Source organism: Variovorax sp. CCNWLW186, assembly GCF_037203865.1.
GTDB lineage: Bacteria > Pseudomonadota > Gammaproteobacteria > Burkholderiales > Burkholderiaceae_C > Variovorax.
In genome coordinates, this window is sequence record NZ_JBBCBO010000007.1 from 63,600 (window position 1) to 81,794 (window position 18,195).

The following is an 18,195-nucleotide window of genomic DNA, read 5'->3' on the forward strand; positions in this document are numbered from 1 at the left end:
GTCGTCCGTGAAAGGATGTGTTCAGTGCGCGGGCGCGGTGCCCAGCGAGAGCCGGGCTTCCAGCCCGCCTTCGGCGCGGTTGTTCAGCGTGAGCTCGGCGCCCATGGCCATGGCAAGCTGGTGCGCAATGGCCAGGCCCAGGCCGGTGCCGCCGGTGCTGCGGTTGCGCGAGCTCTCGACGCGGTAGAAGGGCTTGAGCACCGCTTCGAGCTCGTCGGGCGGAATGCCCGGTCCGTTGTCGAGCACGGCCACCACCAGCTTGCCGCCCTCGGCATGCACCTGCACGCGCACGTCGGTGCCGAACTTCAGCGCGTTGTCGATCAGGTTCATCAAGATCCTGCGCAGCGCGTTGGGTCGGCTCACGATGGGCGCGCCGGCCTTGCCTTCGAGCCGCACCTGCTGGCCCACGTCTTCATAGTCGGCCACCATGCTCTCGAGCAGCGCGTCGGCGTCGATGCGCAGCGGCGGCTCGGTCGCGCCGTGCAGCGTGCGTGCGTAGGTAACGCCCTCGCGCACAAGGGAGTTCATGGCGTCCAGGTCTTGCCGGAACTTCTCGCGGTCGTGCTCGTTGTCCATCAGGTCGGTGCGAAGGCGCATGCGCGTGATGGGCGTCTGCAGGTCGTGCGAAATGGCCGCCAGGATCTCGACGCGCTCGGCCATGTAGCCGGCGATGCGCTGCTGCATGGCGTTGAACGCGCGTGCCGCATGCGCAACTTCGCTGGGCCCGTCTTCCGCGAGCGCCTGGCCTTTGAGGTCAGGCCCGAGCTCATCGGCGGCGGCGGACAGTTGCGCAAGCGGCCGCGTGACCAGCCTCACCGCATACCATGCGCAAATGGCCAGCACCAGCAGTTGAACGACCAGCAGCCACATCACCCAGCCCGACACAGGCATGCCCACGCGCCTGGCATGCACCACCACGGTAGACCCATCACCCAGCCGCACCTGGATCTGCAGCCCCTCGGGCGGCCAGGCCACCTCTCCCACCTTGACGATCTCGAACGGGCGCATCGCTTCCACGATGGCGGCGGCAAACTGGCGCGAAGCGGGCGAGCCGGGCTCGGTACCCTCCGCGCTGCCACCCAGCACAAAGCGGTAGTTGCGCCGCTCCAGCCGATCGATCCAGCCCGCGCGCTCGGCCGCGGGAAGGCGGTCGAGAATCGCGACCGAGCTCGCGATGTCGCGCTCGATGCCGATCATCATCAGCTCGCGAAGCGCCATGTTCCGCTCGTAGCGAATCGCGGCGAAAGTGAGCAGTTGCGCAACGGCCAGGCCCACCACGATGATCAGCGTCACGCGGTAGAACAGCGAACCCGGCAGCAGCCTGCGCCACCCCTTGGCACCGGCATTCGCGACATTCGCGGCACGGGCCGTGTTCGCAGAAGGGTTCGCAGGAGTGGGCATGGGCGCTTTCTTCTATGGGCGGCGTGACCGGGTCACACCAGGTTGATGGCAACGTCGATGTTGCCTCGTGTGGCCTTGGAGTATGGGCAGGTCTGGTGCGCCGCGTCGGTCAGGGCCTGTGCCACTTCGCGGTCCAGGCCCGGCAGGCTCACGTTCAGGCGCGCCTGCAAGAAATACTCGCCGCCGGCCATGCCCAGGTCGACTTCCGCGTGCACCGCCAGGTCGGGCGGCAGCGTGACTTTCATCTTGCCGGCCGCCTTGCCCATGGCGCCGATGAAGCACGCGGACCAGCCGGCGGCAAACAGCTGCTCGGGGTTGGTGCCGGCACCGGCGCTGCCGGGCGAAGAAAGCTTGATGTCCAGGCGGCCGTCGGAGCTGCGCGCTTCGCCGTCACGGCCGCCCGAAGAGGTGTGGGTCTTGCCGGTGTAGAGGACTTTTTCGATGCGGGTCATGGTGATTCCTTGATGAAGGTTGACATACGTTGGTTTGCGAACGAACGGATTGTTGGGCCGCCCCTGCCCTGCCAACCCGCATTGCGTATGCCTATGTATCCGCGCAAGAAATCAACACACTACGTTTCACTGTTCGCAGCCTTCGGGCGGCGGTGACGCTACATTGCGGCTGCGGCGCCTTCCGCGCCATACCCTTCTCCTGTTCACTGCCATGACACCCAAGACTTCCGATCACATCCTCATCGTCGACGACGACCGGGAAATCCGCGAGCTGCTCACCACCTACCTGGTGAAGAACGGCCTGCGGGTGGTTGCGGTGCCCACCGGGCGGCACATGCGTGCCGCGCTCGAGGAGTCGGGCCCATTCGACCTGATCATTCTGGATTTGATGCTGCCCGGCGAAGACGGGCTCACGCTGTGCCGGGACCTTCGCACCGGCAAGTACAAGGCCACGCCCATTCTGATGCTGACCGCGCGCAGCGAGGAGGCCGACCGCATCCTGGGCCTGGAGATGGGCGCCGACGACTACCTGGCCAAGCCCTTTTCGGCGCGCGAACTGCTCGCTCGGCTGCGCGCCGTGATGCGCCGCACGCGCATGCTGCCGCCCAACATGAATGCTGCCGAGCCGGCACAGAAGCTGGCATTCGGCGAGTGGGAGGTCGACACGGTGGCCCGCCACCTCATCGACGAAAGCGGCGTGATGGTGGCGCTGAGCGGCGCCGAGTACCGGCTGCTGCGGGTGTTTCTGGACCACCCGCAGAAGGTGCTGAGCCGCGACCAGCTGCTGAGCCTGACCCAGGGCCGCGAGGCCGAGCTCTTCGAGCGCTCCATCGACCTGCTGGTGAGCCGGCTGCGCCAGCGGCTGCGCGACGATGCGCGCGAGCCGCGCTACATCAAGACCGTGCGGAGCGAAGGCTACGTCCTCGCTTCGTCGGTCGAGGCGAAAGACTGACCGACGCAATGCACTGGCAGTTGGTCGGGTTGCGCACCTCGTGCGCCACACCGCCTGCAAAAAAGAGCAGCGCAAACCAGAGCTTCTTCATTTGGCGCTCCCGCCCGGCGCTGGGGCAGCGGCCGCTACGGCCGAAGGTTCCGCAAGCAGCGCCTGGATCTTCTTCTCGGTGGCGCCGTAGCTGCCTTCGCCAAAGTGCGAGTAGGCGATGCGCCCCTCCTTGTCGATCAGGTACACAGCAGGCCAGTACTGGTTGTTGAAGGCCCGCCAGGTGCCGTAGCTGTTGTCCTGCGCCACGGCGTGCTTGATCTGCAGGCGCTGGATGGCGTCCTTCACGTTCTTCGTCGATTTCTCGAACGCGAACTCGGGCGTGTGCACGCCCACCACGGTCAGGCCCTTGTCCTTGTACTTCTCGTGCCACTCCTTCACGTGCGGCAGGTGGTTGAGGCAGTTGATGCAGGTGTAGGTCCAGAAGTCGACCAGCACCACCTGGCCGCGCAACGCTTCGAGCTTGAGCGGTGGCGAGTTGAGCCATGTGTCGATGTTCTGGAACTCCGGTGCGGGGCGCACCACGCCCGCGGGCGTGTCGCCGCCGAGCCGTGGCGCGGCAAACGTCAAGGCGCCCACCGATGCGGCAATGGCCGCACCGATGGCAATGAGGGAGAGCTTCATGGTGGTTCCTTCGGGCGATGCGCAAGGGCGCAGTTGATGACCTGTGGATTGTTTTTCGCCCACCGGCCACACGGCCCACATTGCGTATGCCACTGTGTCGAGACCGGGAAACCAACACACTACGTTGCACAACGACGGTCGCCCGCGCCTGGCTTCGGAGCACCGATCACCCATGAGTCGCAGGGCTTCTCGATCCGTCGGCTTGACCTCAAGTTAGGTTGAGGAAGCACATTGCGTCGCATGAACAGTGACCAGCAACCCTCCGGCCGTCCAGGCCGCATCGAGCAGGCGCTCGAAATCCATCGAAGCATTGCCGCATGCAATGAGTACCTTGCACGCAGCGACAACGTTCATTCGTTGACGGCGGCATTGATGCTGCCTTGCTACCGCGTCGAGTTCGGCCGGCTGACGCTCGCGATGTCTGCCGCAGAGAAGAACGAGCTGATGTCGCTGCTCCCCGCCGGGACGCAGTGACGCGGCGTTCTCAGTCTTCCGCGGGCTCGAGCCTGACCATCAGTCGGCGTGCGCCCGGCCCCTGCGATGCCAGCTTGTCGGCGGGATTGCGGAGGCGGCATCGGTCGATGGACAGGCAGCCGCAGCCGATGCAGTCGTCCAACGTGTCGCGCAGCTTCTTGAGCTGGGCCATGCGTTCGTCCAGTTCTGCGCGCCATGCGGCCGAAAGCCGTGCCCAGTCGGCTCGGCTGGGTGCGGCGGAGGTGGGAAGCGTGGCAAGGGCGTCGGCAATGTCGGCCAGCGCAATGCCCACGCGCTGCGCCACGCGGATGAACGCTACGCGCCGAAGCACGTCACGTGCATAGCGGCGGTGGTTGCTCGGCGCCCGATGGCTCGCAATGAGCCCCTTCGACTCGTAGAAATGAAGGGTGGACACGGGCACCCCACTGCGCTGCGCGACCTCGCCCACCGAAAGGCTGGCGGAAAAGTCGGGCGGTTCTGCTGGCTTGGATTTCTTCATCGAGACCTCTCGATCTCGACTTTAGTTGAGGTTTTGCTTCCCTCAAAAACCCGCCTGGCGAATCAGGCCAGGCAGCAGGCCGCGCAGTGGCGGTTCGTCAGACGCGTTCCAGGATCACGGCAATGCCCTGCCCCACGCCGATGCACATGGTGCACAGCGCATAGCGTCCGCCGCCCTTGTGCAGCTGGTTGACGGCGGTGGTGGCCAGGCGCGCGCCGCTGGCACCCAGCGGGTGGCCGAGCGCAATGGCGCCGCCGTTGATGTTGACGCGCGCGTCGTCGTCCTTCAGTCCGAGCAGGCGCAGCACGGCAAGGCCCTGGGCTGCGAAGGCTTCGTTGAGTTCGATGACGTCGATCTGGTCGATCGTGAGGCCGGTGAGCGCCAGCACCTTTTGCGTGGCGGGTGCGGGGCCGATGCCCATCACGCGCGGCGCAACGCCGGCGGTGGCCATGCCGACCACGCGGGCGCGCGGCGTGAGGCCGTGCTTGGCGGCGCTGGCTTCGTCGGCCAGCAGCAGCGCGCAGGCGCCGTCGTTCACGCCGCTGGCGTTGCCCGCGGTCACGGTGCCGTCGGGGCGCACCACGCCCTTGAGCTTGGCGAGCGACTCCAGGCTGGTTTCGCGCGGATGCTCGTCCTTGTTGACGATGAGCGCATCGCCCTTTTTCTGCGGCACGGTCACGGGCACGATCTCGGCGTCGAAGAAGCCGGACTTCTGCGAGGCCACGGCGCGCAGCTGCGAGTTGAGCGCCATCAGGTCTTGCGCCTCGCGCTCGATCTTGTAGTCGGTGGCCACGTTCTCGGCCGTCTCGGGCATGGAGTCGACGCCGTACTGCGCCTTCATGAGCTTGTTGACGAAGCGCCAGCCGATGGTGGTGTCGTACACCGCGTTGTTGCGGCTGAAGGCGCTTTCGGCCTTGGGCATGACGAAGGGTGCGCGGCTCATGCTTTCCACGCCGCCGGCGATCATGAGGCCGGCTTCGCCGGCGCGGATGGCGCGCGCCGCGGTGCCGACCGCATCGAGGCCCGAACCGCACAGGCGGTTGATGGTGGCGCCGCCGAGTTCGAGCGGCAGGCCCGCGAGCAGCGCCGACATGCGCGCGACGTTGCGGTTGTCTTCGCCGGCCTGGTTGGCGCAGCCGTAGAGCACGTCGCTCACGGCTTGCCAGTCGACGTTCTTGTTGCGTTCCATCAGCGCCTTGAGGGGCACGGCGCCGAGGTCGTCGGTGCGCACGCTGCTGAGCGAACCGCCGTAGCGGCCGAAGGGGGTACGAACAGCGTCGCAGATGAAGGCTTGGTTGGTCATGTCTTTTGTCTCAAAAGTGAATGAATCCGCTTCAGGCGGCAATGGGAAGGCCCACGAGCTTCTCGAGTTCTTCTCGGCTGAGGCCGTCGACCAGGTCGACGAGCTTCAGGCCCTGGGGCGTGCATTCGAGCGTAGCAAGGTCGGAGTACACCCGCTTCACGCAGCCGATGCCGGTGAGCGGATAGGTGCATTCCTGCACCAGCTTGCTCGTGCCCTGCTTGGTGAGCAGGTCCATCATCACCCAGGTCTGCTTGGCGCCGATGGCCAGGTCCATGGCACCGCCGACGGCGGGAATGGCGTCTTTCTCGCCGGTGTGCCAGTTGGCAAGGTCGCCCGTGGCCGACACCTGGAAGGCGCCGAGCACGCAGATGTCGAGGTGGCCGCCGCGCATCATGGCGAAGCTGTCGGCATGGTGAAAGAACGAGCCGCCCGGCAGCAGCGTGACGGGCTGCTTGCCGGCGTTGATGAGGTCGTAGTCTTCTTCGCCGGCCGCGGGCGCGGGGCCCATGCCGAGAATGCCGTTCTCGCTTTGCAGGATGACCTCGCGGCCGTTCGGCAAGTGGTTGGCCACCAGCGTGGGCTGGCCGATGCCCAGGTTGACGACGGCGCCGTCGAAGATGTCCTGCGCCACGCGGGCGGCGAGCTGGTCCTTGGTGCGACGTTGGTAAGTGCTGCTCATGTTCATGCTGCCTTCTTGAAACCGCCGGCTTGCGTCGCCACGCGTTCGATGCGCACCACCTGGTGCACGAAGATGCCGGGGGTCACGATGGTCTCGGGGTCGAGCGTGCCGAGTTCGGCAATGTCGTGCACGGTGGCAATGGTCTTCTTCGATGCCATGGCCATCACGGGGCCGAAGTTGCGCGCGGCCTTGCGGTAGACCAGGTTGCCCCAGCGGTCGCCGCGCTCGGCCTTGATGAGCGCCACGTCGCCATGGATGGGGTACTCGAGCACATATTGCTTACCGTCGATCTCGCGCGTTTCGCGGTTGCCGGCGAGTTGCGTGCCGTAGCCCGTCGGGCAAAAGAAGGCACCAATGCCGGCGCCGGCGGCACGAATGCGCTCTGCCAGGTTGCCCTGGGGCACCAGTTCGAGCTCGAGCTTGCCGCTGCGGTAGAGCCCGTCGAACACCTGGCTGTCGGCCTGGCGCGGAAAGCTGCAGATGATCTTGCGCACACGGCCGGCCTTGAGCAGCGCGGCCAGTCCGGTTTCACCGTTGCCGGCGTTGTTGTTGACGACGGTGAGGTCCTTGGCGCCCTGCTCGACGAGGCCGTCGATGAGTTCGCCGGGAATGCCGGCGGTGCCGAAGCCGCCGATGAGAACCGTGGCGCCGTCCTGGATGCCTTCAAGGGCATCGGCGACCGAGCGCGCGATCTTGTTGATCATGAAGCCTGTCTCCGGGAGTGAAGAAAGAAACCGAACTGCCTGCGATCCACTCGGGCGACCCGATCGATCCTGTGAATCGCTGATTTGTTCGTCTAAAGAACATTTGTTCGTATAATGAATTCTAAAGAGGATCACCCCGCATGGCAACCCACGCTCTGAAAACCGCTACGCCCAAGACGCCCGAGGCACCCGCCCCCGGCGACAGCTATGTGCAGTCGTTCGCGCGAGGGCTGCAGGTGATTCGCTCGTTCAGCGAAAGCGCCCCCCGGCAGACGCTGAGCGAAGTAGCGGCCGCTAGCGGGCTCACGCGGGCGGGCGCGCGGCGCATTCTGCTCACGCTGCAGACGCTGGGCTATGTGGTGACCGACGGCAAGCTCTTCACGCTCACGCCGCGCATCCTCGACCTGGGCTTTGCGTACCTCTCGTCGATGCCTATATGGAACCGCGCAGAGCCCGTGATGGAAGCGCTGGTGCAGCAAGTGCAGGAGTCTTGCTCGGCCGCTGTGCTCGACGCGACCGACATCGTCTATGTGATGCGCGTGCCGACCAAGAAGATCATGCACATCAGCCTGGGCGTGGGCTCGCGGCTGCCGGCGTACTGCACTTCACTGGGCCGGCTGCTGCTGGCCGACCTAGAAGACAACGAGGTGCGCGCCCGGCTCGAAGCCTCGAGCATCGAGCCGCTCACCAAACACACGGTGACCGACATCGATGCGCTCATGACGAAGGTGGCGCAGGCAAGAAGGCAGCAGTGGTGCCTTGTGAACCAGGAGCTTGAGGAGGGCCTCATCTCGGTGGCCGCCCCCATCGTCAACCGCCAGGGCCGCATGGTCGCGGCACTGAACATCAGCGGGCAGGCCAACCGCACCAGCGCCAAGGTGATGCAGGAGACCATGCTCCCGGCGCTGATCGACGCCGCAAAGAAGGTCTCCCAACTGCTTTAGGCGCACTGGAGGGCGTGCTAGCCCTCCGACTGGATGCCCTTCATGATGATCACGCCGCCCAGGCGCGCCGTGTCGGAGCGCATGCGCTTGGCCAGCGCATCGGGCGTGCCCGGCTGCGCTTGCCAGCCGGTCTTCAGCAGGGCCTGGCTCACATCGGGCGAGCTGGTCACCTCGACCAGCGCGGCGTTCAGCTTGGCAACGGCCGCCGGTTTCATGCCCGCGGGAGCGGCCAGTGCGGTCCAGATCTCGAGGTCGGCGCCGCGCACGTCGGCATCGCGAATGGTGGGCAGCTCGTTGGCCAAGGGGCTGCGCTCGGGCGAGGTCACGCCAATGGCCTTGATCTTTCCGGACTTCACATGCGGCAGTGCCAGGCCGGGCGGCAGCAGCGCGAGCTGGATCTCGCCGGCCAGCAAGCCCGCGATGACTTGCGGGTTGCCGGTGTAGGGCTTGTGCTGCGCGGTGATGGCGGCGCGGCTCTTGATGAGCTCCATGCCCAGGTGGCCCACCGTGCCCACGCCCGGCGTGCCGTACTTGCCGCTGCTGCTCAGGTTGCGCGTCCACAGCAGCAGCTCGGCCGCGGTCTTGCCGGGCGCGTTGCCCGAAACCACGAGCACCAGCGGTGCGGTGCCGATCATGCCGACCGGCAGGAAGTCTTTCTCGGGATCGAAGCTGAGCTTGGGGTTGAGCAGCTTCGCAATGGTGAGATTGCCGTTGATCAAAGCGCCGATAGTGTGGTCGTCAGTCGCCTTGGCCACCTGGTCGGCTACCAGATTGCCGCTTGCACCGGGCTTGTTCTCGACCGTGACCGGCTGGCGCAGGATCTTCGACAGCGGCTCGGCGATGGCGCGCGCCGCAAGGTCGGGCGATGCACCGGCGGGAAAGCCCACGAGGATGCGAACAGGCTTGGTGGGCCACGCGTCGCCGCCGGCCGCGCCGGCTGCGGGGCGCTGCTGCGCCAGGGAACCCGGCGCAAAAAGCGACGCGGCAAATGCTGCTGCGCCGCTTTCCAGCAAGCGGCGTTTGGTGATCTTCAAGGTGGCTCCAGAGAGTGAAGGAACTGGGAGATTGCTGACAATCTGCTTACACAACGTTACATGATCGTGCTGCGTTGCGCAAGTCGATGCGTATTCATCGATGTGGGCATGCATCGGCCTGTTGACGGCTGCGCAATCCGGTGCATTGGCCCTCGGATTTACCGCGATGTATCCGCAAGTTAACCGCCCACATACAATCCCTGCCGCATCTCCCTTTCCCTCCTACGAGGTCTTGTCCGCAATGCCCAAGAGCCCCCTCCCGCGCGCCCGTTTCAGCCTTACTCCTGCCGTGCGCGCCCTGCTCCTGGCAACCGCCTGCGGCATGGCACTGCCCGCGCTCGCCGCGGCCGAGCACGATGAAGTCGACCGGCTCATGCAGGCTGGCAAGCTCGACGAGGCCATGGGCCGCGCCGACGCCTTCCTGAAGGACAAGCCGAAGGACCCGCAGATGCGCTTCCTCAAGGGCGTGATCCAGCTCGACACCGGCAAGCGCGCCGAAGCCATTGCGGCTTTTACGCAACTCACGCAAGACGCGCCCGAACTGCCTGAGCCGTACAACAACCTCGCGGTGATCTACGCGAGCCAGAACCAGTTCGACAAGGCGCGCAGCGCGCTCGAAAGCGCGATTCGCACCAACCCGAGCTACGCCACGGCGCAAGAAAACCTGGGCGACGTGTACGCGCGGCTGGCCAGCCAGGCCTACAGCAAGGCATTGCAGCTCGACCAGAACAACACGGCAGTGCAGCCCAAGCTCGCGGTGATCCGCACCTTGTTCACTCCCGCGCCGGCCGGCAAGCCCACGGCAGCGGTGGCGGCGGCAGCGCCCACTGCCGTGGCGAAGGCACCCGTCGCGGCGGCACCGGTGCCTGCGCCCGCACCCGCTCCGGTCGCCAAGGCGGCGCCCCTCGCACCGGCGCCCGCGGTGGTTGCGAAGGCGCCGGAAGCTTCGGCACCGCCCGCTTCGGCACCTACGGCCGCAGCTTCACCCGCACCCGCACCCGCACCCGCATCCGCACCGTCCGCAGCCTCCCCCGCCGCAACAGCCGAAGTGGAATCCGCCGTGCGCGGATGGGCTTCTGCGTGGGCGGGCCAGGACATGGACCGTTATCTCGCCGCCTACGGGCCCGACTTCAATCCCGGCGGCGGACAAAGCCGCAAGAGCTGGGAAGAAGAGCGCCGCGCGCGCATCGTCGGCAAGTCGAGCATCAGCGTGAACATCGAAAACCTGGTGATCAACGTCAACGGCCAGGCGGCAACCGCCAAGTTCCGGCAGATCTACCGCGCCGACAACCTCAACATCTCGAGTCGCAAGACGCTGGAGCTGCAGCGCTCCGGCAACCAATGGCAAATTCGCAAGGAAAGCGTCGGCGGATAGTGGCGGACATCGTCCGGCACGCCCGGCCACAGAACTCTCCGCTGCAACTCGGCCGCACAAGGCTTGCCGCACTCCTGGCGGCTTCGGCCCTGCTGCTGGCGGCGCCCGGCGCGGCCGGCGCGTCGACGCAGGCTCCATCGGGCAGCGCCAAGGCGAGCAGCGCGACGCCCAAGTCGTCTGGCGCCGCACGCACGGCTGCACACGGGGCCAGCAAGGCAGCAAAAGCCGGTACCCGGAAGGCCTCCGCAGCCGCAACCAAGACAGCGGCGGCCAAGCCCGCCCCGCGTAAAGCGGCCACATCTTCATCGGCCGCCATCCAGGAAGCCACGGGCGCCGAAGCCCGCCTGATTGCTGTCTATGAACTGTTCGGCCGCGGCAAGACCCGGCCTGCGCTCGCAAAGGCACGCGACCTGGTGCGCGACTATCCCAACTTCCAGCTCGCCCAGCTCGTCTATGCCGACCTGCTGGCAACGCAGGTGCCGCCCGCTCACGCCTTCTCCGACGCCGGCATTGCGCGGCTGCGCAGCGATCCGGCCATGGCCGACCTGCGCGAAGAATCCCGCCGTCGCCTGCAGGCCCTGCGCGAGCGGCCGCCGGCCGGCACGGTGCCCTCCCAGTTCCTGGCCCTGTCGACGCGCAGCCGCTATGCCATTGCGGTCGACGCCTCGCGTTCGCGGCTCTACCTACTAGAGAACTCTGACAAGGGCCTGCAACTCGTGGCCGACTATTACGTGTCGGTCGGCAAATCGGGCATCGACAAGGCAACCGAAGGCGATGCACGCACGCCGCTGGGGGTGTACTACATCACCAGCAGCCTGAACCCCAAGTCGCTGCGCGACTTCTACGGCGCCGGCGCGCTGCCCATCAACTATCCCAACCCGTATGACGTGCGGCGTGGCAAGACCGGCGGAGGCATATGGCTGCACGGCACTCCGTCGCAGCAGTTTGCCCGCGCACCGCAGGCCAGCGACGGCTGCGTGGTCATGGCCAACCCCGACCTGAAGCAATTGCTGCGCAAGGTGCAGATCGGCGCCACGCCGGTAATCACGGCGCGAAGCCTGCAATGGATCTCGCCGCCGCAGGCCGAAAAGGAAGCCCAGGCGTTCACAAGCACCATCGCGGCCTGGAAAGAGGCGCGGGCCGCCGGCAATGAAGCGCAATTGAAGAAGTTCTATTTGCCGGATTTCCAGCGCAGCAACAATAAAAAATCCACTGAAGGATTTGCAGCCCTCCACGACGAAGTGGAATACGCGCAGGGCAAGCGCGTCCAGTTCAAGGATGTGTCCTATCTGCATTGGCGCGACGGCGACGACACCATGGTCGCCACCTTCGGCGAGGTCTTCGAAGGCGAAAAGAGCGGGCGTACACGCCGCCAATACTGGCTGCGCCAAGGCAGCGATTGGAAGCTTTTTTACGAAGAAGTACTGGGCTAGGTACCCACTTAGGCCCTCCTGCTGACGGGGTTGTGCCCGAAAAATGTGATTTTTTACTCAGACGGAACACCAAACTTGGGTGTTACATCTGGCTTCACATCGTCAGTGTTACGTAACACGTAACCCATTTGTTCCCGTAACAAGAATCTTTCGCACGTTCCGCGAAGCCGTAACGTGCGTCCCACATTCATGGGATACGGGCGCTCTGCCACAGAGGGAAGAATGCATTCCCAAGACGCCTGCTTCCCTCTGCAGGAGAAACTTCCAAGAGTTCGCCAGAAGGCTGGCCGCTATCGTGCTTACACCTTCTTGCTAGCACAGTAACGGCAGCGCCTCACGGGTTCACCTCCTTGATACACGGAGTTACGCTGTATAACATTCACCTTGCCAGTCGTTGTAACAACTTTCAAAAGGGGTAAATCATGCTCAATTCAATTACTCGTTTTCTGCGTGACGAAGAAGGTGCCACCGCAATTGAATACGGAATTATTGCGGGACTGATTTCGGTTGTGATGATCACGGCAATTATCGGAGACGGTGGAATCGGAAAAAGCCTAGAAGCCATTTGGGGAAGCATTAAATCCTCCATTGCAACCGCCGCCACCCCGCCAGCACCTTGAGGTGTCGGAAAAGCAATGAAATCAGTCTTTTTGATCTGGTTGCTACTCATTGCCATCTATGACTTCCGGCAGCGCCGCGTTCCCAATTGGCTTGTGCTTGCAGGTGCCTTCCTGGCTCTTGCGGCGCTTGCAACGGGAATGGCTCCCATCGAGCAAGACTGGACTGGCGCCCTGCTCGGCGCAGGCATCGGCTTCGGCTTTCTGCTTCTTTTCTATGCACTCCGAGTCATGGGAGCCGGCGACGTGAAGTTCGCCGGAGCTCTCGGACTCTGGGTGGGCCTTTCTGCGCTGCCGCCGATATGGCTCGTCGGCAGCCTCCTTGCCGGTCTTCATGCCGCGCTTTGGCTCGCGCTCCAGCGCTGGCCCGTTTTCCCCCGGCTTTCGCTGGCGCTCTTCGGGCCGTCGTCTTCGCCGGAGGGCCAGCCGGCGCCAGCCCGGGTTCGATTTATTCCTTATGCGGCCTACCTCGCGCTGGCCGCCGCGGTGTGGATGGTTTGGGGTCGACAGGGTAGCTAGCCGCCCCGTCACCACGAGTTGTTCATCAATGACTCTCGAATGGCCCCTTCCTTGACCTGCCGCCCATGATCAATCTCACCAAAATCGTTGCCGCCGTCCTCGTGCTCCTGGCCCTCGCGCTCGGCGGCTATGCATGGCTGCTCAGCCGGCAGCCACCGCCGCCGGTCGCGGTCGCCCCTTCGGCCACCGCTCCGGCCAAGACGGCCCAGGCGCAAACCTTCCGCGTGGTCGTGGCGTCCAAGCCCCTGCCCGCGGGCCGCGCGATTCCGGCCGACGCGCTTCGCGTCGAACGCCTGACCATCAATCCCGCAGGCGCTTTCCAGGAGACGGCACCGCTTGCGGGCCGGGTGCCCGTCATCGACCTGGGCGAGGGCACGCCGCTGGTCGAAGGGCAGCTGGTGTCCGGCCTGGCCCTGCGCGTCGGCGAAGGCGAACGCGCGGTCGCCATCAAGGCCGACGAGGTCATGGGCGTGGGCAACAAGGTACGGCCCGGCGACTTCGTCGATGTCTTCCTGATGCTCAAGTCCGACGGCAAGGACATCGACCGCAGCCAGGCGCGCCTGCTGCTGTCGCGCAAGCGCGTGCTGGCCTACGGCGGCGCCTCCATCGACGGCATGCCCTCCGGAATGGACAAGAACGGCGCGGCCCAGCAGCAGGCCCAGCGCGCCGAGGCCGCCCGCACCGCCGTGCTCGCGGTGCCCGTCGATGACATCAACCGGCTGACGCTCGCCGAGAGCAGCGGCCGCCTGCTTCTGGCGCTGCGCAACCCCACCGACATGTCGGAACCCGATCCGAAGCTTTTTGCCGAACTGCCCACGGCGCTGCAGCCGGTGGCGCAAAAAGCCGGCGAAGCCCGGAGGGCCCCGCTCGAAGGCCTGGACCGCGCCCAGGCGGGCATGACCGCCGTCGACTTTGTGACGGGCGGCAAGCCGGGCAGCTCGCGAGTGCCGACCGTTGCCGCCGCAGCCCCGGCAAATCCCACGGCCCGCACGGGCGGTTCCCGCGGCGGACTGCAGGTCGAGGTCATTCGCGGCGACCGCAGCGAAACCATCAACTACTGATCAGCAACCAGTGGCACGCACATGCAAGCCACCCACGAAACGAACACCATGACGATCGCCCCTTGTGCGAAAACAACCGGCACGGCGCGCTTCATGCGCCCGAACCTTGCGGTGCTGTGCCTGCTGGCCTCGGGGGTCTGGCCGGTGGCGCCCGCAACGGCGGCCGATGCAGCGGCGGCGCCTGCGCGCGCTGCGCTTCAACTGCGCATCGATGCGGGCACGCAAAAGGAACTGCTGATCGGCAAGGGCATCGAGCGCATGGCCATTGCGGACGAAACCGTGGCGGGCGTTGCGCTCACCCGCCAATCGCCCAACTCGCCGGCGGCGCGCCTCATCGTCACCGGCAAGGCGGCCGGCCGCACCACGCTCATGGTCTGGGAAAAGGGCCAAGCCAACGCCATCGTCTATGCCCTTGAAGTCCGGCGCCGCACCTCCACGCTCAATGGCTCGCTCAACAGCATGGAGGCGCACCAGGAGGCGCGCGATGCGGCCATGTCGGCCGGCGGAGAAAAGTCGGCGCTGGTCGACCGTTCCGTGGTCAATGTGCGCAGCAACACGGTGCAGGTCGAGGTCAAGATCGTCGAGTTCAACCGCAGCGTGCTCAAGCAGGCCGGCCTCAACATCTTCAGCACGCGTGCCAACTCCAACGGCTTCAGCTTCGGCGTGTTCACGCCGTCGTCGCTGCGTTCGGCCTCGTTTGCCCCCGACGGTTCGCTCAGCGGCGAACACAACAACCCGCTCGCGCAGGCATTCAGCCTTCTGTTCAATTTCGGCAAGGCCGGCATTGGCCTGAACGTGGGTTTTCTCGAGGGCAACGGCATGGCCCGCGTGCTCGCGGAACCGACGCTGGTGGCGCTCTCAGGCCAGAGCGCAAGCTTTCTGGCGGGCGGCGAACTGCCCGTTCCGGCGCCCCAGGGCCTGGGCACCACGAGCATCGAATACAAGCCCTTCGGCATCGGTCTCACCCTCACGCCCACGGTGCTGTCGAACGATCGCATCGTGCTCAAGGTAGCGCCGGAGGCCAGCGACCTGGACTACACCAACTCGCTCAGCATCGGCGGCGTGGCCGTACCCGCCATCAGCACCCGGCGCGCCGACACCACGGTGGAACTCGGCGACGGCGAGAGCTTCATCATCGGCGGCCTCGTGAGCCGCACCACCACGTCGAACGCCGACAAGGTTCCGCTGCTCGGCGACATCCCGGTGCTCGGAACCTTCTTCAAGCAGAACAAGTACCAGATGAGCGAGAAGGAGTTAGTGATCCTCGTCACGCCGCACCTGGTGAAGCCGATCGCGCGCGGCACCGATCTGGGCCCGTACCTTCCCGGCGGCGCCGAGCAGCGCGACGGACCTGTATGGCGCGCTCATCTTCTGGGGCCCGCTTCGGGCACCACTGTTCCGGGCTTCTCACGTTGACTGAAACAAACCCCACAGATCCGGTGGCAGACGCCATGAACGCTCCCCGCGACAGCCTTCCAGACATCGGTGCGGAGACCTACCTCTTCGCATCGCCCAACAGCGGCCACATCAACTGGCTGACCGATGCACTCGCCCGGCTGGGCACGGTGGTGAACCTTCCCGCCGAGGCCAAGTCGCTGGACGAGCGCATGGCCATGCTCGGCCCCGCCGCGGTGTTTCTCGATTTTTCGGGCGACCACGCCGCGGCGGCAAGCGAGCTTCATCAGCGCCTCAAGCGCGAATGGCCCACGCTGCCGGTGCTGGCCACCGGCGTTTCGGCGGAGCCCGCTTCCATGCTGGCCGCATTGCGCGCAGGCGTGGACGACTTCGTGGACATGGCCGCGCCGCCGACGGACGCGGTCAACACGCTGCGCAAGCTGCTCGAGCGCCAGAGCAGCCTGCCGGGCCGCACGCGCGGACGCACGCTGGCCCTGCTCGGCGCGCGCGCCGGCATTGGCGTGACCACGCTCGCGGCCAGCCTGTCGCTCGTGCTCAAGGACCAGCTGTGCCAGGCCGGCGCCCTGCCCCAGGCCGGCCGCAACACGCGCGGCGGCGTCGCGCTGCTCGACCTCGGGCTTCCGGCCCGCGACGGTCTGCTTTATCTCGACACGCAAAGCGGCTTCAGCTTTGTCGATGGCGTGCGCAACCTGCGCCGCCTCGACCAGACGCTGCTGCACACGGCGCTGGCCCATCACGCGAGCGGTGTGGCCGTGCTCCCGCTTCCCGCGAGCCTTGCGCAGGTGCGCGAGATCTCGCATGCGGATTCGGTGGCGCTGATCAAGCGGCTCGGTGATTTTTTCGATTTCCAGATTGCCGACCTCGGAGGCTTTTCGACGCTGGATTTCGTCGCGCAGACGGTGAAGGCGGCGCCGCGCAGCTGGGTCGTGTGCGACCAGAGCATCGGTGCCATCGTTTCCACGGCGACCATGCTCAAGGAACTGCGCACGCGCGGTGTGGAGACCCAGCAGCTGTCGCTCGTGGTCAACAAGTTCGACAGCCATGTGGGCCTGTCCGCCAAGGACGTTGCCGAACGGCTCGAACTGCCGCTGCACCACGTGGTGCCGGCGCGCAGCACGCAACTGCTGGCGGCGGCAAGCCGCGGCGAAATGCTGGTGCGCACCGCGCGCAACGACGCCTATTCGCAAGCGGTGGCCGAACTGGCGCGCGGCCTGCACCAGGAATTCGTGTCCGGCACAAGCCAGCCGCCGGCCAGGGAATCCCGCTGGGCCGCGCGACTGCCGCGAGTTCCGCGACTTGCCGGCTTCTGGAAAAGCTCTAGTGAAGGTTGAACCGCCCTTATGTCCAACGATCTCGAATTCGCCGACGACGACCAGGCGTTCATCAACTCCCAGCAGTTCCAGGACATCAAGAGCTGGACGCACGACCATCTACTGAGCCGCATCGAAGAGCTCGGCGCGGAGTTCGGCCGCTGGTCGCGCGCCTCGATCCAGCAGTTCGTCGAACTGGAGGTCGACAGCTTCGTGCGGCTGCGCCGGGTGCCGATCAACGACCGCGAGATGCAGCTCATCTCCGACGCGCTGACCAAGGAGCTTGCGGGTTTCGGCCCGCTGGAAGACCTGTTGAACGATTCGGCCGTCGAAGACATCCTGATCAACGGCTACCAGAACGTGTACGTGTCGCGCCACGGCATGCTCGAGCGCGAGACGGTGCGCTTTGCCGATGCGGAGCACGTGATGCGCATCGTGCGCCGCATTCTTGCGCCGCTCGGCCGGCGGCTGGACGAATCCAACCCGATGGTCGATGCGCGCTTGCCCGACGGCGGCCGCATCAACGTGATCATCGAGCCGCTGGCGATCGACGGGCTCTCGGTTTCCATCCGCAAGTTCCGCAAGGAGCCGCTGACGCCGGCCGACATGGTGAAGCTCGGCACCTTCGACGCGGGCATGGCGCAGCTGCTGGAGATCGCGGTTCGCGCGCGCTGCAACATTCTTGTGAGCGGCGGCACCAGTTCAGGCAAGACCTCTCTGCTCAATGCGCTGGCCACCTTCATTCCGCCGCGCGAGCGCGTCATCACCATCGAAGACACGGCGGAGCTTTCGCTCGGTACCAGCCATGTGGTGCGGCTCGAAAGCCGACCGGGCGGATTCGACGGCACCGGCGTGGTGTCGATCCGCGACCTGCTGCGCAACAGCCTGCGCATGCGGCCCGACCGCATCATCGTGGGCGAGGTGCGCGGCGCCGAAGTGATCGAGATGATGCAGGCAATGAACACGGGCCATGAAGGCTCGATGGGCACCATTCACGCCAGCTCGCCGCGCGAATGCCTGTACCGCCTTGAAATGCTCGCAGGCTTTGCGGGCTACCAGGGCAGCGAAGTGAGCCTGCGCCGGCAGATTGCCAATGCCATCGATTTCATCGTGCAGATCGGGCGCCTCTCGAACGGGCAGCGCCGCATCCTCTCGCTGAGCGAAGTCACGGGCGTCAACGACAACGTGGTGGCCATGCAGGAGCTCTATCGCTACGAGCCCATCACGTCGCCCGACGGCGAGGAGCGCGACCGCTGGATATCGCTGGGCATTGCGCCGCATTCGCCCAAGATCACGCGCTTCAGGCAGTCGCGGACACGCGCGCAGCAGGGAGACAACAACCGTGCGTGA

At 65.9% G+C, this 18,195-nt stretch carries 19 protein-coding genes; 11 read left to right on the forward strand and 8 right to left on the reverse strand.

Features of this window, described 5'->3' with window-relative positions; genetic code table 11:
* Positions 1 to 21 precede the first annotated feature (21 nt).
* A complete protein-coding gene (locus tag V9K97_RS10780; protein ID WP_337317956.1) occupies positions 22 to 1,401 on the reverse strand; it encodes an ATP-binding protein in 1,380 nt (459 codons plus the stop codon).
* A gap of 32 nt (positions 1,402 to 1,433) precedes the next feature.
* Positions 1,434 to 1,853 (reverse strand): organic hydroperoxide resistance protein, encoded by a 420-nt coding sequence (locus V9K97_RS10785; RefSeq protein WP_337317958.1) that lies wholly within the window; start codon positions 1,851 to 1,853, stop codon positions 1,434 to 1,436.
* A gap of 211 nt (positions 1,854 to 2,064) precedes the next feature.
* Here V9K97_RS10785 and V9K97_RS10790 point away from each other — a divergent pair, with 211 nt between their 5' ends.
* Positions 2,065 to 2,805, forward strand: coding sequence for a response regulator (locus tag V9K97_RS10790; protein WP_126747108.1), 741 nt, complete (start codon positions 2,065 to 2,067; stop codon positions 2,803 to 2,805).
* Between the two features lie 87 nt (positions 2,806 to 2,892).
* On the opposite strand, the gene V9K97_RS10795 is transcribed toward V9K97_RS10790, so the two are convergent.
* The gene (locus tag V9K97_RS10795) at positions 2,893 to 3,477 is read right to left on the reverse strand and encodes a thioredoxin family protein (RefSeq protein ID WP_337317960.1); all 585 of its coding nucleotides are present in this window, start codon (positions 3,475 to 3,477) and stop codon (positions 2,893 to 2,895) included.
* Positions 3,478 to 3,717: 240 nt separating this feature from the next.
* On the opposite strand from V9K97_RS10795, the gene V9K97_RS10800 reads away from it, so the two are divergent.
* Positions 3,718 to 3,951 carry a hypothetical protein gene (locus V9K97_RS10800; RefSeq protein ID WP_337296914.1) on the forward strand — a complete coding sequence of 78 codons (234 nt, stop codon included), beginning with the start codon at positions 3,718 to 3,720 and terminating at the stop codon, positions 3,949 to 3,951.
* Positions 3,952 to 3,961: 10 nt separating this feature from the next.
* Here V9K97_RS10800 and soxR read toward each other — a convergent pair whose 3' ends face one another.
* The 4 genes from soxR to V9K97_RS10820 all read right to left on the reverse strand — a co-directional run bounded on the left by soxR (position 3,962) and on the right by V9K97_RS10820 (position 7,136).
* Positions 3,962 to 4,450 carry a redox-sensitive transcriptional activator SoxR gene (gene soxR, locus V9K97_RS10805; RefSeq protein ID WP_337296915.1) on the reverse strand — a complete coding sequence of 163 codons (489 nt, stop codon included), beginning with the start codon at positions 4,448 to 4,450 and terminating at the stop codon, positions 3,962 to 3,964.
* Between the two features lie 97 nt (positions 4,451 to 4,547).
* Positions 4,548 to 5,753: a 3-oxoadipyl-CoA thiolase gene (gene pcaF / locus V9K97_RS10810; RefSeq protein ID WP_337296916.1), complete on the reverse strand. Its 1,206-nt coding sequence runs from the start codon at positions 5,751 to 5,753 to the stop codon at positions 4,548 to 4,550.
* 31 nt (positions 5,754 to 5,784) lie between these two features.
* On the reverse strand, positions 5,785 to 6,438 hold the full coding sequence (locus V9K97_RS10815; protein WP_337317962.1) for a 3-oxoacid CoA-transferase subunit B: 654 nt from the start codon (positions 6,436 to 6,438) through the stop codon (positions 5,785 to 5,787).
* Positions 6,435 to 7,136, reverse strand: coding sequence for a 3-oxoacid CoA-transferase subunit A (locus V9K97_RS10820; RefSeq protein ID WP_126747114.1), 702 nt, complete (start codon positions 7,134 to 7,136; stop codon positions 6,435 to 6,437). Before V9K97_RS10820 ends, V9K97_RS10815 begins: the two co-directional genes overlap by 4 nt.
* A 140-nt stretch (positions 7,137 to 7,276) precedes the next feature.
* On the opposite strand from V9K97_RS10820, the gene V9K97_RS10825 reads away from it, so the two are divergent.
* Positions 7,277 to 8,080 carry an IclR family transcriptional regulator domain-containing protein gene (locus V9K97_RS10825; protein ID WP_337317964.1) on the forward strand — a complete coding sequence of 268 codons (804 nt, stop codon included), beginning with the start codon at positions 7,277 to 7,279 and terminating at the stop codon, positions 8,078 to 8,080.
* Positions 8,081 to 8,097: 17 nt separating this feature from the next.
* Here V9K97_RS10825 and V9K97_RS10830 read toward each other — a convergent pair whose 3' ends face one another.
* Positions 8,098 to 9,114 carry a Bug family tripartite tricarboxylate transporter substrate binding protein gene (locus V9K97_RS10830; RefSeq protein ID WP_337296919.1) on the reverse strand — a complete coding sequence of 339 codons (1,017 nt, stop codon included), beginning with the start codon at positions 9,112 to 9,114 and terminating at the stop codon, positions 8,098 to 8,100.
* A 241-nt stretch (positions 9,115 to 9,355) separates the two neighbouring features.
* Between V9K97_RS10830 and V9K97_RS10835 the strand changes: the two genes are divergently transcribed.
* From V9K97_RS10835 to V9K97_RS10870, 8 genes are all read left to right on the forward strand, one after another.
* Positions 9,356 to 10,489, forward strand: a complete 1,134-nt coding sequence (locus tag V9K97_RS10835) for a nuclear transport factor 2 family protein (protein WP_337317965.1) — start codon at positions 9,356 to 9,358, stop codon at positions 10,487 to 10,489.
* The gene (locus V9K97_RS10840) at positions 10,489 to 11,922 is read left to right on the forward strand and encodes a L,D-transpeptidase family protein (protein ID WP_337317967.1); all 1,434 of its coding nucleotides are present in this window, start codon (positions 10,489 to 10,491) and stop codon (positions 11,920 to 11,922) included. The genes V9K97_RS10835 and V9K97_RS10840 overlap by 1 nt, the downstream gene beginning before the upstream one ends.
* Positions 11,923 to 12,344: 422 nt before the next feature.
* Positions 12,345 to 12,542 carry a Flp family type IVb pilin gene (locus V9K97_RS10845; protein ID WP_258502325.1) on the forward strand — a complete coding sequence of 66 codons (198 nt, stop codon included), beginning with the start codon at positions 12,345 to 12,347 and terminating at the stop codon, positions 12,540 to 12,542.
* Positions 12,543 to 12,557: 15 nt separating this feature from the next.
* Positions 12,558 to 13,058: an A24 family peptidase gene (locus V9K97_RS10850; RefSeq protein ID WP_258502326.1), complete on the forward strand. Its 501-nt coding sequence runs from the start codon at positions 12,558 to 12,560 to the stop codon at positions 13,056 to 13,058.
* A gap of 65 nt (positions 13,059 to 13,123) precedes the next feature.
* A complete protein-coding gene (cpaB, locus tag V9K97_RS10855) occupies positions 13,124 to 14,119 on the forward strand; it encodes a Flp pilus assembly protein CpaB (RefSeq protein ID WP_337317969.1) in 996 nt (331 codons plus the stop codon).
* Positions 14,120 to 14,212: 93 nt separating this feature from the next.
* Entirely contained in the window at positions 14,213 to 15,535 is a 1,323-nt protein-coding gene (locus tag V9K97_RS10860; RefSeq protein WP_443303164.1) for a type II and III secretion system protein family protein, read from the forward strand.
* Positions 15,536 to 15,570: 35 nt separating this feature from the next.
* On the forward strand, positions 15,571 to 16,866 hold the full coding sequence (locus tag V9K97_RS10865; RefSeq protein ID WP_337317973.1) for an AAA family ATPase: 1,296 nt from the start codon (positions 15,571 to 15,573) through the stop codon (positions 16,864 to 16,866).
* 9 nt (positions 16,867 to 16,875) lie between these two features.
* Entirely contained in the window at positions 16,876 to 18,195 is a 1,320-nt protein-coding gene (locus tag V9K97_RS10870) for a CpaF family protein (RefSeq protein WP_337317975.1), read from the forward strand.